Annotated in this window: 17 protein-coding genes; 7 read left to right on the forward strand and 10 right to left on the reverse strand. The window is 67.6% G+C overall.

Features of this window, described 5'->3' with window-relative positions; translation table 11 throughout:
• Positions 1-19: 19 nt before the first annotated feature.
• From WOA58_RS03635 to WOA58_RS03650, 4 genes are all read right to left on the reverse strand, one after another.
• Positions 20-1,258, reverse strand: a complete 1,239-nt coding sequence (locus WOA58_RS03635) for a tripartite tricarboxylate transporter permease (RefSeq protein WP_340602794.1) — start codon at positions 1,256-1,258, stop codon at positions 20-22.
• Positions 1,259-1,352: 94 nt separating this feature from the next.
• Positions 1,353-1,697 (reverse strand): 50S ribosomal protein P1, encoded by a 345-nt coding sequence (gene rpl12p, locus WOA58_RS03640; protein WP_340602796.1) that lies wholly within the window; start codon positions 1,695-1,697, stop codon positions 1,353-1,355.
• Between the two features lie 16 nt (positions 1,698-1,713).
• Positions 1,714-2,763 (reverse strand): 50S ribosomal protein L10, encoded by a 1,050-nt coding sequence (locus WOA58_RS03645; protein ID WP_340602798.1) that lies wholly within the window; start codon positions 2,761-2,763, stop codon positions 1,714-1,716.
• Positions 2,764-3,402: a 50S ribosomal protein L1 gene (locus tag WOA58_RS03650; RefSeq protein WP_340602800.1), complete on the reverse strand. Its 639-nt coding sequence runs from the start codon at positions 3,400-3,402 to the stop codon at positions 2,764-2,766.
• Between the two features lie 189 nt (positions 3,403-3,591).
• Between WOA58_RS03650 and WOA58_RS03655 the strand changes: the two genes are divergently transcribed.
• Positions 3,592-4,299, forward strand: coding sequence for a hypothetical protein (locus WOA58_RS03655; protein ID WP_340602801.1), 708 nt, complete (start codon positions 3,592-3,594; stop codon positions 4,297-4,299).
• Here the strand turns inward: WOA58_RS03655 and WOA58_RS03660 are convergent, their stop codons facing one another.
• The 4 genes from WOA58_RS03660 to WOA58_RS03675 form a co-directional block, all read right to left on the reverse strand.
• Positions 4,300-4,554 carry an amphi-Trp domain-containing protein gene (locus WOA58_RS03660; protein ID WP_340602802.1) on the reverse strand — a complete coding sequence of 85 codons (255 nt, stop codon included), beginning with the start codon at positions 4,552-4,554 and terminating at the stop codon, positions 4,300-4,302. It lies immediately after the preceding gene.
• A gap of 43 nt (positions 4,555-4,597) precedes the next feature.
• Entirely contained in the window at positions 4,598-5,086 is a 489-nt protein-coding gene (locus tag WOA58_RS03665) for a 50S ribosomal protein L11 (protein WP_340602803.1), read from the reverse strand.
• A 201-nt stretch (positions 5,087-5,287) separates the two neighbouring features.
• Positions 5,288-5,806, reverse strand: coding sequence for a carboxypeptidase regulatory-like domain-containing protein (locus WOA58_RS03670; RefSeq protein WP_340602804.1), 519 nt, complete (start codon positions 5,804-5,806; stop codon positions 5,288-5,290).
• Positions 5,807-5,940: 134 nt separating this feature from the next.
• Complete coding sequence (locus WOA58_RS03675; RefSeq protein WP_340602805.1) at positions 5,941-6,141, reverse strand: VNG_1110C family protein; 201 nt, start codon at positions 6,139-6,141, stop codon at positions 5,941-5,943.
• A 98-nt stretch (positions 6,142-6,239) separates the two neighbouring features.
• Here WOA58_RS03675 and WOA58_RS03680 point away from each other — a divergent pair, with 98 nt between their 5' ends.
• From WOA58_RS03680 to WOA58_RS03700, 5 genes are all read left to right on the forward strand, one after another.
• The gene (locus WOA58_RS03680) at positions 6,240-7,349 is read left to right on the forward strand and encodes an OBG GTPase family GTP-binding protein (protein ID WP_340602806.1); all 1,110 of its coding nucleotides are present in this window, start codon (positions 6,240-6,242) and stop codon (positions 7,347-7,349) included.
• Between the two features lie 54 nt (positions 7,350-7,403).
• The gene (locus WOA58_RS03685) at positions 7,404-9,083 is read left to right on the forward strand and encodes a Na+/H+ antiporter NhaC family protein (protein WP_340602807.1); all 1,680 of its coding nucleotides are present in this window, start codon (positions 7,404-7,406) and stop codon (positions 9,081-9,083) included.
• 60 nt (positions 9,084-9,143) lie between these two features.
• Entirely contained in the window at positions 9,144-9,866 is a 723-nt protein-coding gene (locus WOA58_RS03690; protein WP_340602808.1) for a phosphatase PAP2 family protein, read from the forward strand.
• 71 nt (positions 9,867-9,937) lie between these two features.
• Positions 9,938-10,735, forward strand: a complete 798-nt coding sequence (locus WOA58_RS03695; RefSeq protein ID WP_340602809.1) for a VOC family protein — start codon at positions 9,938-9,940, stop codon at positions 10,733-10,735.
• Between the two features lie 452 nt (positions 10,736-11,187).
• Complete coding sequence (locus WOA58_RS03700) at positions 11,188-12,006, forward strand: undecaprenyl-diphosphate phosphatase (RefSeq protein ID WP_340602810.1); 819 nt, start codon at positions 11,188-11,190, stop codon at positions 12,004-12,006.
• Here the strand turns inward: WOA58_RS03700 and WOA58_RS03705 are convergent.
• Together WOA58_RS03705 and dph5 are read right to left on the reverse strand one after the other, a co-directional pair.
• Entirely contained in the window at positions 11,989-12,378 is a 390-nt protein-coding gene (locus tag WOA58_RS03705; protein ID WP_340602811.1) for a VanZ family protein, read from the reverse strand. The genes WOA58_RS03700 and WOA58_RS03705 overlap by 18 nt on opposite strands.
• Entirely contained in the window at positions 12,375-13,148 is a 774-nt protein-coding gene (gene dph5 / locus WOA58_RS03710) for a diphthine synthase (RefSeq protein WP_340602812.1), read from the reverse strand. Before dph5 ends, WOA58_RS03705 begins: the two co-directional genes overlap by 4 nt.
• Positions 13,149-13,231: 83 nt before the next feature.
• On the opposite strand from dph5, the gene WOA58_RS03715 reads away from it, so the two are divergent.
• The gene (locus tag WOA58_RS03715) at positions 13,232-14,269 is read left to right on the forward strand and encodes a class I SAM-dependent methyltransferase (RefSeq protein ID WP_340602813.1); all 1,038 of its coding nucleotides are present in this window, start codon (positions 13,232-13,234) and stop codon (positions 14,267-14,269) included.
• Positions 14,270-14,302: the final 33 nt, after the last annotated feature.

Genomic DNA, 14,302 nt, shown 5'->3' on the forward strand with positions numbered 1-14,302 from the left:
GCCACGGAGGACGGGTAGATCAGTAGTACCACAGTCCAATAGGAACGATCAACACCCCCATCAGATGGACACGGTTCGCGCCGAACCGGGTCGGAACGAACCCGATGAGCGCGCTCACGAGGAAGACGACGACGCCGACCGCGCCCGCGAAGAGGTACGACAGCCCGACGAGCAGACAGAGGATGACCACACAGAGCTTCGCGTAGTCGACGGTGCCGATGGCCCGCAGATACCAGTCGCCGACGACCAGCACGAGGACGAACCCGATCGCGGCCGCGATGGCGACGGCCGAGAGGAGCACCGGGAGGTTCAGTGGGACCTCCGCGCGTTCGACCGCCACCAGCACGCCCGTTCGGGGCGCCCCGAGCGCCACCAGCGCGAACAGCGCGAAGATCGTGTTGGCGGTGTTGACCCCGCTGGTCGCGATCACGAACCCGCGATCCCCGCTCGATCCCGGCAGCGCCAGCAGCGCGATGACGGCCGCGATCGCACTTGAGACGCCCGGCAGGTAGCCCACGACCGCCCCCGCGACCGCGCCGGCCGCCGCCGGCAACAGCACTGCCCGGCGGGGGATCGTGATGGTGTCGTCGGTCTGCTCGGGGATGCCGTCCCCGCCCATCGCGTCGACCAGGATCGGCGCGCCGAACAGACCGGCGAACAGCGGCGCGAGGATGTCGCCGTGAAGCGGGGCCGCGGGGTCGAGATCGAGCGCCGCGACACCCAGCAGGCCGCTGATCGAAAAGGCTAGCAGTCCGCCGACGAGCCCCGACAGCGAGTTCTCGGTCAGCAGCATGATCGCCACGACGGTGCCCAACACCAACGCCATGTGCTCGACGAGCGTCGGCCAGGCCTCGACCATCACCAGCGTGATCGGGATCGCGAGCGGGACGGCAAAGACGACGGCCAGCGCGCTGCCCATCGCCGAGAGCCGCAGTGCCTCGTAGCCCCTCCCTTCGAGCACCAGTCGGTGGCCGGGAAGCGCCATCACCGCCATGTCCGCGTCGGGAACCCCCAGTGCGAGCGCCGGCACCACGTCCAGGAAGGTGTGGACGACGCCGGCCGAAAGCATCGCGGCGCCGACCAACAGCGGCGGGCCGGGTACCAGTGGTGCCATCCCCGCGAGGATCAGCGCGAAGTTGTTCGCGTGCAGCCCCGGCGTCAGCCCGCTCAGCGTGCCCAGCAGGGCGCCGCCCAGCACGAAGGCCAGCGCCTGCAGCGCGAAGGAGGGGTCGCTCGAAAGGGTGACGCCGAGGTCCATCGCACCTGGTGGGACCCTGCCGGTATTTGAACCTCAGGACGGCACCGCCGCTGGCGGATGGAAAAACAAAGGGGAAAACTGGGTGTCGAGGCGTCTAACCGAACAGCTGGCCGAGGCCTTCGCCGCCGTCGCCCTCGTCCTCGTCGTCGTCCTCCTCTTCGGCTTCGGCCTCCTCGGCCTCGTCCTCGCCGCCCTCGTCGGCCTCCTCGTCCGCATCGCCCGCGGCGGCCGCGCCGCCCGAGGCCCCGCCCGCTGCGGGGACTGCGGCGGCCTGCTCGACGGCCTCCTCGATGTCGACGTCCTCGAGTGCGGCGACGAGCGCCTTCACTCGCGACTCCTCGACGTCGGTGCCCGCGGCCTCGAGGACCTCGGTCAGGTTGTCTTCGTTGATCTCTGCGCCGGTTTCGTTCAGGATGAGTGCTGCGTAAACGTATTCCATTGTAACTACCTCGTTGTTATCCGAACATCGCTCCGAGCCCTTCGCCGCCCGAGTCGTCGTCATCGTCGTCGTCCTCGGGTTCGTCTTCGGCGTCGGCCTCGTCTTCGTCGGGCTGTTCGTCCTCCTCGGCATCCGTCTCGGCCTCATCAGCCGCGGGCTCGGGCGTCTCGACGCCCCGAAGCTCCTCGGGAAGGGCCTCCTCGTCGTCGATCTGTGCGGCAAGGGCGCGCAGCTGCGCGTCGGCCTTGCTCACGAGGTCGTCGGCGAGGTCGGGGCTCTCGATCGCGGCGGACAGGCCGAGGCTTTTCGCCTCGCCCGTCGCCTTCGAGAGCAGCGCGGGTGCGGTCCGAGCCGTCGGGTAGACGGCGTTGATCGAGAGGTTCCGCGCGCCGGCGGCGGCGGCCTCGATGTCCGCACGGTACTCGTCGACGTCGATCGCGAGGTCCTCGGGATCGAAGAGGATCCCCTCGCTGTGGACCGCGCGCAGGTCGAGGCCGACCTCCTTGGGCTCGATGCCGAGCTCCGAGAGGACGTTCGCGAGGTCCTGGGAGACCTCCTCGCCCTCCGAGAGGACCTGCGAGTCCTCGGTGACGTGGATCGAGCCGTCCTGGATCCGCGCGGCGGCACCGACCTGCTGGAGGTCGCCGACGAACGGGCCGGGGTCGACCCCCGTATCGCCCTCCGGAATCACGATGTCGTTGGGGGCGACCTCGCCGGCGCCGATCGGCGCGGGCGTCTTCGACTCCTCGAGCTGTTTGTACAGCCCGAAGGGGTTGTCGTTGGTCCCGATGACCCCGACCTGGCCGGCGACGTGCTCGGTGAGCTCCTCGCGACCTTCGCCGACGTCCTCGAGCGCGCGGGTGAGCAGCGTGTTGCGGCTGACCCGCAGCTCCGCGCTGCCGTACAGGCCGCGGCGCATGTCCTGGAGCTGGCGGCTCGGGATGCCGGCGATGTTGACGACGCCGACGCTCGTGTACGACTCGAGCATCTCGACGAGCTCGTCGACCTCCTCCCGTTTCCACTCGGGGAGGTTCTGGGTCTTGCGTTCGGACTCTGCGGTGCTCATCTAGGCCACCTCCACGGCGGGCCCCATCGTGGTCTTGACGTAGACCGAGTCGATGTTCAGGGGGCCCTTCTCCAGGTCGCCGTACAGCCGGCGCATGATCGTGTCGATGTTGTCGCCGATCTCCTCGGCGGACATCTCCTCGGTACCGACGAGCGCGTGGAACGTTCGTCGGTCGCGGCTGCGGACCTGGACGGTGTTCTTCATCCGGTTGACGGTCTCGACGACGTCCTCGTCGGGCTGGAGCGGCGTCGGCATCTTCCCGCGGGGGCCGAGCACCTGCCCCAGCGATGCGCCAATGGTGGGCATCATCGAGGCTTCGGCGATGAAGAAGTCTGTTTCGTCGGCGAGGTCTTTCGCGGCGTCCTGGTCGTCGCCCAGATCGTCGAGGTCATCACTGGAGAAGACCTCGTCGGCGACTTCCTCTGCCCGGACGCCGGTTTCGCCCTCGGCGAATACGACGATGCGCGTGTCCTGTCCCGTTCCGCTGGGAAGGACGACGCTCTCGTCGACACGGTTCGACGGATCGTTGAGATCGAGATCGCGCAGGTTGATCGCGAGGTCGACCGTCTCGCGGAAGTTCCGCGGCGGTGCGTCCTCGAGTGCGCGAGCGACTGCTTGTTCTATGTCCTGATCTGCCATCGTTCACCTCCGTAGTACGACGCGTGTCTGCTACGGTGTGAAACAGGTGTACTGTCGGTCGTAACTACAACGATCGCCAGTATCGAGGCCTGTCTCTACCGGAGGAAGTGGAATGAGCGACTTAAACCCGTCGAACCCGCAGCGATGGCCGGCACAACGCGGATCCGCTCCGGCCCGTTAGCCGTCCCCATGTCGGAACTCGCGCTTCTCGCGGCGTGTGCCCTGGCGGGCGTCCACCTGCTCGCCGGTCGCCTCCGCGGGCTCGACCGCGTCCCCCGGCGCCGTTGGCTCTCGGCCAGCGGCGGGGTCTCGGTCGCGTACGTGTTCGTCCATATGCTGCCGGAGCTGAACGAGCACCAGCGCGCCATCGAGGACGTGGGGCTGTTCGCGGGGTTCCTCGACCGGCACGTCTACCTCGTTGCGCTCGTCGGGTTCGGGACGTTCTACGGGCTCGAACGCCTCGCCCAACGCTCGCGGACGGACGACGGGGCCGACGAGTCGGTCTTCCGGGTTCACGTCGCGTCGTTCGGGCTCTACAACTGCCTGGTCGGCTATCTGCTCGTTCACCGCATCGGTGCCGGGGCCGAGTCCCTCGCGGCGTTCACCGTGGCGATGGCGCTTCACTTCCTCGGCAACGACTACGGGCTCCGAGTCCACCACGCGGAGCGCTACCACCGAACCGGCCGCTGGCTGCTCGCGGGCGGCGTCCTCGCTGGTTGGTTGCTCGGAACCCTGGTCACGTTCGCCGAGATCACGCTCGCGGTCCCGGTCGCGTTCCTCGGCGGCGGGATCGTTCTCAACGCGATCAAAGAGGAGCTGCCCGCGGAGCGCGAGAGCCGGTTCTGGGCGTTCGCCCTCGGCGCCGGCGGCTACGCGGCGTTGTTGCTCGCGATCTGATCACTCCTCGGCGTCGATCTCGAGCTCGTCCTCGCCCCGTGGCCACTCCATCTCGATCTCGAACTCGCGGTCCTCCTCGGCGTCCTCGAGCTCGACCTCGAACTCGACGGTCTCGGCGGGGTCGACGTCGACCGAGACGTCGCCGATAACGACGGTGAAGGCCTCCTCGGAACGGAGCCCCTCGGCGATCTCTTCGAAATAGGTCGCTGCTTCCTCCCGACTCAGCTCCGCTTCGTGTTCGATCTCTCCGGCCATAACGGGTACCGTTTCGCCGGGAGATCGGGTAAAAGTACCGCCCTCAGGCCGCGACTTCCTCTGCGAACCGGTCGTCGTACTCGCCCGAGTCGAGGCGCTCCTTGAACTCGCGGGGGTTCTCGCCCTCGATGGTGACGCCAAGCGAGGTGCAGGTGCCGACGACCTCCTTGGCCGCGCCCTTCAGGTCGTAGGCCAGCAGGTCGGGCAGCTTCTGTTCGGCGATCTGTTTGACCTGATCGACCGAGAGGTCCGCGACGAAGTCCGTCTGGGGCTCGCCGCTGCCGGTCTCGAAGCCGGCCTCGTCCTTGATGAGCGCCGCCGTCGGCGGGACGCCGACGTCGATCTCGAAGCTCCCGTCGTCCTCGTAGGTGATCGTCACGGGGACCTCGGTGCCGTCGAACGCTTCGGTCTGATCGTTGATCTCCTGGACGACGGCCTGTACGTCTACGGGGGTGGGTCCGAGCTCGGGACCGAGCGGCGGGCCAGGGGTGGCCTCGCCGCCCGGGACGAGCGCTTCGATCGTTCCAGCCATACCCGGAAGAACCGCTGGGCCAGTGTTAAGCCTTGCTAAGTGGCCTAGCCCGCGACGGCCGTCGGGACGCACGCGGGCCCGATATACGAGTACTGCGGCGTGGCCAGCGACGGATCACGTCGATCGGCCGACCATCGACTGGGAAGCGTGGCGGACGCTACGCGGCGGCGGGTCGCGAAAAATCGAGTGTATCTGGGCGGCTTACTCGCCGTCTTCGTCGTCGTCGAGACCGTCGTCCTCGTCGTCTTCGAGGTCGTCGTCCTCGTCGTCTTCGAGGTCGTCGTCCTCGTCGCCGGCGTCCGCGAAGCTGACGGTGACCTCCTCGTCGGCGCCGTCGACCTCGACGTCCTCCTCGGCGTCCTCGTCGTAGTCGTCGTGTTCGGCCACGACGGTGTACTCGCCGTCCTCGACCTCGGCTTCGGCCTCGCCGTCAGCGTCGGTATCGGCTTCGTCCTCCTCGCCGAAAGCACCGCCGAGAATACCCTCGTCGTCCTCGACGGAAACGGTCGCTCCCTCGAGGGGTTCGCCGGCGTCGTCCTCGACGGTGACCGTCAGGGAGTATGTCTCCCCGTCCTCACCGTTCTCGTCGTCCTCACCGTTGTCCTCGTCACCGTTGTCCTCGGGGTCCTCTTCTTCCTCTTCCTCGTCGTCGGTACAACCCGCCAGCAGCGGGGTCGTCGTTGCCAGTCCGGTCAGGGCGATGAATTTGCGTCGTCGCATCAGTTCGTCCTATGAGGAAGCCCTTTATTACAGTTGCGATTATCATTTATTTTTGTCTAATTTGAAGAATGTTTCTGATACGTACACTCCGATGATCGAAGGGAAAATCCGTCGGGTGGGGAGAGCGCGTTCGGTTACGGGACCGTCACGCCGTGGCGCGAGAGATAGCCGTTGACGTCCTTGATCTCGACGGGACTGCCGATGATCCGGACTATCTCGCATTCGTCGAACACCGTCACGGAGAAGTTCGCCTCGAGGTCGCCCCTGATCCCGTCGAGCGCGGACGGCGGGACGATTATCTGGGTGCTGTCTCGAAGCCGTGACGGATCTGGCATCGTATATAATTAGCCATACATCCGTGCGATATGAAGGTATCGAAGTCGGGTCCGGTAAACGGAAAGGGTTTTTCGCTCGAAGCGGCCAGTAGGAGACGATGGGACTGGAAGAGGAGATCGAGGAGATCGAGGAAGAGATCTCCTCGACGCCGTACAACAAGTCGACCGAGGCCCACATCGGTCGCTTGAAGGCGAAACTCGCCGACAAGAAGGAGAAACTCGAGAACCAGTCCTCCGCCGGCGGTGGCAGCGGCTACGCCGTCGAGAAGACCGGCGACGCGACCGTTGCCCTGGTGGGCTTTCCCAGCGTCGGCAAGTCGACGCTGCTGAACGCCCTGACCAACGCCGAGAGCGAGGTCGGCTCCTACGAGTTCACGACCCTCGACGTCAACCCCGGCATGCTGCAGTACCGCGGCGCGAACATCCAGATCATGGACGTGCCGGGGCTGATCGAGGGCGCCGCGAGCGGCCGCGGGGGCGGCCAGGAGGTCCTCTCGGTCGTGCGCGCGGCCGACCTCGTCGTCTACGTCCTCTCGGTGTTCGAGATCGACCAGTACGAGCGCCTGAGCGAGGAGCTCTACAAGAACAAGGTCCGCCTCGATACCGAGCCGCCGAGCCTCTCGGTGATCAAGAAGGGGCGGGGCGGGATCCGCGTCACCGCAAGCGAGGACCCGGGGCTCCCCGAGGACGTGATCAAGGAGGTACTGCGCGAGCACGGCTACGTCAACGCCAACGTGACCGTGCGCGAGGAGCTCGACGTCGACCGGCTGATCGACTCGATCATGGAGAACCGGGTGTACCTCCCCTCGATCGTCACGGTCAACAAGGCCGACCTGATCGACCGCGACTACCTCGAGACCGTCAACGAGGACCTCCGATCCCACGGGCTCGACCCCGAGGAGGTGACGTTCATCTCCGCCGAGAAGGAGAAGGGCCTCGACGGCCTCAAGGAGCGCATCTGGCGGACTCTCGGGCTGATGCGGATCTACATGGACAAGCCCGGCCGCGGCGTCGACTACGAGGAGCCGTTGATCCTCAAGAAGGGCAGCGACATCGAGGACGCAATGGAGAAACTCGGCGGGGAGTTCGAGGAGCGCTTCCGCTTCGCGCGGGTTTCGGGCCCGAGCGCGAAACACGACGAACAGCAGGTCGGCACCGACCACGAGCTCGCCGACGAGGACGTCGTGAAGTTCATCCTCCGGCGGTAGCCCTCGGAGGGGCTGGGTGGGGTTTTTTACCGGCCTTCGTCGAACGTTCCGGGCATGTCAGAGTTCGGCGCGGTGTCGCTGATCCCGCCGCTGCTGGCGATCGTGCTCGCGATCGCGAGCCGGCGGCCGATCCCGGCGCTGTTCCTGGGGGTCTGGTCAGGGGGGTTCATCTACGTCTTCGCCGATAGCGTCGGCTACGCGGCGTCCGCCACCGGCGGGGTTCCCGGCCTCGACGAGCTGCTCGCCGTCCTCATCGCCGTCTTCTGGGGCTTCACGCAGGCGGTTCAGTGGCTCGTCGAGTCGATCGGCGACGACACGTTCCACGCCCAGATCCTGCTCTTTACCATCCTGTTGGGCTCGGGCGTCGCGCTGATCTGGCAGCTGGGCGGCTCGCTCGCGGTCAGGCGGGCCGTCGCCGACCGCCTCGATACCCAGCGGAAGGTCGGGATCACGGCGTGGGCGCTCGGGCTATTGATGTTCTTCGACGACTACGCCAACACCGCGATCGTCGGCAGCGTGATGAAGGACCTCTCGGACCAGCTGCGGATCTCCCGCGAGAAGCTCTCCTACATCGTCGACTCGACGGCCGCCCCCATCGCGACGCTCGGGCTCTCGAACTGGGTCGCCTTCCAGATCGGCATGGTTCAGGAGGGCTACGAGATCGCCGGCATCGCCGACGAGGCCCCCTCCGCGTTCGCGACCTACGTCGGGTCGATCCCCTACAACGTCTACTCGATCTTCGCGATCGTCATGGTCGCGCTGATCGTCCTCACCCGTCGGGACTTCGGCGAGATGCTCGCGGCCGAGCACCGCTCGGTCCGCACGGGACAGGTCAACCGCGAGGGCGCGACCCCGATGCAGGCCATCGAGAACGAGCTCGGCGAGCCGAGCGCCGACGACCCGATGCTGCGGAGCTTCGCCATCCCCGTTATCGCGCTGGTCGTCGCCGCGATCGCCGGCGCGCTGATCACGGGCTACGCGCCCGGCGCGGACGCCATCGACGTGCTCGACGAGGCCGACTGGGGTGCGGCGCTGCTGTGGGGGGCGTTCGCGATGGTCTTCTCGGCGCTCGCGGTCGGCTTCTACTACCGGATCTTCTCGCTCGAGACCGGGATCGGGGGCGTCATCGACGGCTTCTCGATCATGCTCACCGCCGTGACGATCCTCGTGCTCGCGTGGGCGATCAGCACGGCCGCCGAGGTGCTCGAAACCGGCGTCTACGTCGCGGGGGTCGCGGAAGGCGTCGTCTCGCCCGAACTGCTGCCGATCGTCGTGCTGTTCACCGCGGCGTTCATCGCGTTCTCGATGGGCTCGTCGTGGGCGACCATGGGCGTGCTCACGCCGATCGCGATCTCGGTCGTCTGGGAGCTCACCGGGAGCTTCGAGCTGATGCCCGTGATCGTCGGCGCGGTGTTCTCGGGGGCGATCTTCGGCGACCACACCTCGCCCATCTCGGATACGACGGTCCTCTCCGCGACCTTCACCGGCGCGGACCTGATCGACCACGTCCGCACCCAGATGTACTACGCCGGCACCGTCGTCGTCGTCGCGACGGCCTGTTATCTCCTCTACGGCTACCTCGGGCTCCCGCCGCTGGTCTTCCTCCCGATCGGATTGGTCCTGCTGGTGGGACTCGTCTACGGGCTCTCCGAGCTCGACTCGCGCCGCCAGGGGCTCGCGCCGAAGGCGGTCACCGCCGAGCGCGAGGACGCCGATCCCGGCCGGGCGGAGTAGGTCGACGGAAGCGACCGACACGACCGGGAGGCCTATGCTACTCGAACGGGAACGCCCGGTATGTCCCGTGGCGTCGGCGAGTTCGAGGTGATCCAGGGTGCGATCCCCGATCCGTTCGCGATCCTCGTCGCGCTCGTCACCCAGCTCGGCGATATCTGGTTCGTCTCGCTCCTTCTGGTGGTGTTGTTCGTCCGTTCCGACCGCGTCGGGCGCGACCGGATCGCGATCGTCGGCGGGTTCGTGATCGGCGCGATCGGGCTCGTCTTCGCCGCGAAATACCTGTTCGCGCTGCCCCGGCCCGACCAGCCGCTGATCGCCCTTAGCGCACTGCCGCCGTCCCTCCAGCCCGTCTACGAGCTGACGGGCTACGCGAGCGGCTACGGCTTTCCCAGCGGACACGCGGTCGTCTCGACCGTGACGTATCTCGCGCTCGCCGAAACGCTCCCGGTGAGCACCCGACGGCGTCGGTACGCCGGTGCGGCGGCGGTGATCACGGTCGTCTGTTTCGCGCGCGTCGCGCTCGGACTGCACTACCTCGTCGACGTGGTCGCCGGGGCCGCACTCGGCGCTGCCTTCCTGTTCGTCGCCTTTCGACTGGTGGCGCGCTATCGATCGGCCGAGCGGCGACGAACCGTCGCGCTGGGGCTGGGCGTGACACTCGCGGGGATGAGCGTCCTCGTGAGCGGCGCCCATTACGAGCCGCTCGTGCTGCTCGTCGCCGCGAGCGGTGTGTTCGGGCTCTCGTACGTCTTCGACGAACGTCGCGCGACGCCCACGCGGTAGCCAGCCCCCGACAGGCGGCAACGCCGTCGCCTCTCGGTACTGTTTTGCCCCCGGACGGCGATGACCTCCCCATGGGAGCGACGCTCGACCACGTCATGATGCGCGTCTCGGACCTGGAGGAATCGCTCGAGTGGTACGGCGAGCACCTGGGCTACGAGGAGAAGGACCGCTGGGAGGCCGACTCCTTCACCAACGTCTACCTCGGCCCCGAGGAGCTCGGCGAGGAGGGCGCGATGCTCGAACTCACCCACAACCACGACGGCGGGCCCGACGAGATGGGCGACGCCTGGGGCCACATCGCCGTGCGGGTCCCCGACGGCGAGCTCGAGGAGCACTACCAGCAGCTGATGGACGAGGGCGTCGAGGACTACCGGGACCCGGAGTCCTGTGGCGGGCGCTACGCCTTCGTGAAGGACCCCGACGGCCACGAGATCGAGATCGTCAAGCGCGACCCCGAGCAGGGGGCGACCTGGTCGATCGACCACACGATGATCCGCGTCGAGGACGCCGACGAGGCGCTGGGCTGGTACACCCGGAAGTTCGAGTACGAACACACCGGGCGCTGGGAGGCCGACTCCTTCGCGAACTACTTCATGAAGCCCGAGGGGGCTAGTGATGAAGCGATGGCGCTCGAACTCACCTACAACTACGGCGACAACACCTACGATCTCGGCGATGCGTGGGGCCATCTCTGTGTGCGCGCCGACGACCTGAACGAGTTCTGGGACGACCTGATGACGCGGGGCGCCCCGGACTACCGCGACCCCGAGTCCTGTGACAACGAGTACGCGTTCACGACGGACATGGACGACCACGAGATCGAGATCATCGAGCGCGACCCGAACAGCGACTCGCTGTTTCCCGAATAACCCGCTGCACTGCGGTTTTTTGTCGCCAGAAACCGGAGGTTCTGGCTGCTAACCAGAACGCGAAGCGTTCCGGTGATGTGGTCAGAGCTTCGCTCTGACCGCCTGCCGTACGTAGTCCGGCAATGTGGCTGGAAGCCACTGGCTTCCAGCTACTAATCGGACAGTTTCCTGTCCGATGATGGAGGAGGTTTTTGCGTGAGCGAGTGGCGAAGCCATGAGTGAACGGAAAACGGTCTGGGATATGGAGATCATCGAGCAAGATCCGAATGCAGAGTCGCCGTTTCCGAAATAGAAAACGTTGCGGACCGGCGCGGCGGAGCCGCGCCGGGGTTTTTGGAGGAGATTTTTGCTCCGAGCGGGTCGCTACGCGACCCCGAGGAGTAAAAAGGTCCGTAGGAAAGGTCCACGTCGAAACGCCACCCCTTTTATCGCGCCGGGAGTTCCGACGGGTAGTGACGCTTCGCGAGATCCTCGTGGCCATCGCCGCCGGCGTCGTCCAGGGGTTAGTCGAGTGGCTGCCGATCTCGAGCTCGGGCAACCTCTCGCTGTTCCTCACGGCGCTCGGGACCTCCCCCGACATCGCCGTCCAGCTCGCGCTGTTCCTCCAGATGGGGACGACCCTCTCGGCGGCGGTCTACTACCGCGACACCATCTCCGACGCCGTCAACGCCGCGCCCGGCTGGCGACCCCGAACCGCGTTCGAGGAGACCAACGCCGAGACCTCGTTCGTCCTCGTGGCGACCGCGATGACCGGGCTCGTCGGGATCCCGATCTACCTCCTGCTGATCGACTTCGCGAGCGAGCTCACCGGCGGGGCGTTCGTCGCGCTGATCGGCGCCCTCCTCGTTCTGACCGGGCTGGTCGAACGTGCCTCCGAGGACGTCTCGCTCGGCGAGCGCGGCACCCCGTCGCTGCTCGACGCCGTCATCGTCGGCGCGTTCCAGGGCGTGACGGTCCTGCCGGGCGTCTCCCGGTCGGGCACCACCGCGAGCGTGCTGCTCTTCCGGGGCTACGAGGGACCGGCCTCCTTCCGGCTCTCCTTTCTCCTCTCGATTCCCGCCGGGATCGGCGCGGGCGTGCTGATCACCCTCGACGACGGCCTGCCGACCACGGGCCTGGAGGCGGTCATCGCGCTGGTCGTCAGCGCGATCGTCGGCTACGCGATGATCGACGCGATCATGCGGGTAGTTCACAAGGTCGACTTCTGGGTCGTCTGTGTCGCCCTCGGCGGGCTGGCGGTCGTCGGCGGCGGGCTAACGATGGTCATCTGATTCCTGATCCGAGCCCGAGAGCGCGAGCGCACAGAGTAGGGCGACCGCGCCGAGGGCCGCTCCGCCCACGTTGACGAGCATATCGAGGTAGCTGAACGTGCGATAGGGGATCGGGTACTGGACGCATTCGATCAGCGCGCCGTAGGCACCCGCACCGCCAGTCCCCGCGACGAGCGCGCGGGCGCGATTCCCGGGGGCGAGCAGCGCGTAACCGATCGCGGCCGCGAGGGCGGCGTAGCCGACGACGTGGAACAGGCCGCTGGTCGGGATCCCGCCGCCGTCCTCGGGGACCGAGCCCGGGATCGGGATCACGGAAGCGACGAGTATCGCGCCCGCGAGCAGCGCGACGGGCATCCAGCGGGAGGTCCTCATTCGAGCGGCGCGAGCTCCGGGGGCGCGCCCGCGAACGCCCGCAGCGCCTCGCTCTCGATGTGGTGGAGCTCGCCCGGCACGACCAGCAGGTGCAGCGGGCCGCCGAACTCGCGGTCCGCGAGCTCCGAGAGCGCGTCGGCCGCGACGACGGGGTCGGGACTGCCGGCACGACAGACCGCGACCGCGAGCGTCTCGGGGTACGCCTCCGAGAGCAGGTCGGCGGCGACGTCGGCGGTCATGTAGTCGCCGCGTTCCTGTTTTATATCGAGGTAGACGAGCGTATGCAGGCCCCGCTCGCGGTTGTCGTCGATCGTGTTCGTGACGCTCGCGGGCAGGCCCTCGGCGCCGTGGGCGTAGGGGAACGGCAGGGTCGTGGCGGGTCCGAAGCGGTAGTTCTGCAGGCCGGTCAGCGAGCTCGCGGCGGCCTCGGCGGTCGTGCCGTGGATGATCCGCGTCTCGATTCCCCGGTCGGCGGCCCGGAGCCGCAGATCGACGTGTGTCGTCGAGACCATCGGGTCGCCCACCACCAGGAAGGCGACGTCTTCGCCTTCGGCGGCCGCAAGCATCTCCTCGGGGTGCTGCTCGACGCCCGCCCGGTCGCGGAGCTCGATCCCGGTGCCGTGTTCGGCTTCGAGGCTCTCGACGTCCGTGCCGATCAGCCGGCTGGTGTACTGTTCCATGAAGGCGCGGTCCGCTCTTTGAAGGGCGTCGCGGCCCTCGACGGTGATCGATCGTTCGTCGTAGAGGCCGAGGCCGACGAAGGTGAGCATACCCGGGGTCGGTGGGCCGGCGGGTTAAACGGCGCGTTCGGCCGAAGCGCCAACGGTAAATCGGCCGGCCGACAGGCTCCGGTATGGAGGTTCCGTGCGTCCGGGTCCCGCGGGCGGAGGGCGAGGCGACCCGCCGCGAGCTGGCCGAGGCCGACCTGATCGCCGACGACCGCGAGATCACTGTGGAGAACGGCTGGCTCTATATTCCTGTCGTCGATCCCGACCGGGTCGCGCCAGGCTACGACCTGGTCGATCGCGACGCCCCGGAACGCGAGACCCAGACGACGCCCGCGGACCTGCTCGGCTTCGACCCCTCCTACGAGCGCCTCGGCGACGTCGTCCTGCTCGACGAGGACGACCCAGAGCGCGCCGACCGGATCGCCCGCGCGATCGTCGAATCGGACCTGCCGGTCGAGACGGTGCTGAACAAGGCCTCGAAGGTGAAGGGCGAGACGCGCGTGCGCGACTGGGAGCTGCTCGCGGGCGAGGGCACCGAGACCGTCCACCGCGAGTACGGCTTCGAGTACGCGCTGGACCTCGCGGACGTGTACTTCTCGCCGCGCCTCGCCACCGAGCGCCACCGAGTGACCGAACAGGTAGGGGAAGGCGAGCGGGTCTTCGACATGTTCGCCGGCGTGGGTCCGTTCGCCATCCCCGCGGCGGCCCGCGGCGCGGAGGCCGTCGGCGCCGACGTCAACGAGCGCGCGATCGAGTATCTCCGCGAGAACGCCGAGCGAAACGGCGTCACGGACCGGGTGACGGCGATCCACGGTGACGTCAGGGAGGTAGTCACGGGCGCGTCGGACGGCCGGCGTTCGTCGGACGACGGGGAGGTCACCACCGACTACGAGGGGTGGGCCGACCGGATCGTGATGAACCTCCCCCACAGCGCCGACGAGTTCCTCGCTACCGCCGTCTCGCTGGCCGGCGAGGAGTGCGTGTTCCACTACTACGACATCCAGCACGAGGACGACCCGTTCGGACCGGGCGAGCGGGCGATCCGCGGGGCCGCCTCGGAGGCGGGGTACGAGGTGGAGGTCGAGACGCGCCACGTCGTGCGCTCGTACGCGCCCCACGAGTTGAACGTCTGTCTCGACGTTCGCCTCACCCGGCCGGCGTGATTCACAACGCTTATCCCGGTATTGGCGTCTACG

Origin of the sequence: Halalkalicoccus tibetensis (genome assembly GCF_037996645.1) — an archaeon.
GTDB lineage: Archaea > Halobacteriota > Halobacteria > Halobacteriales > Halalkalicoccaceae > Halalkalicoccus > Halalkalicoccus tibetensis.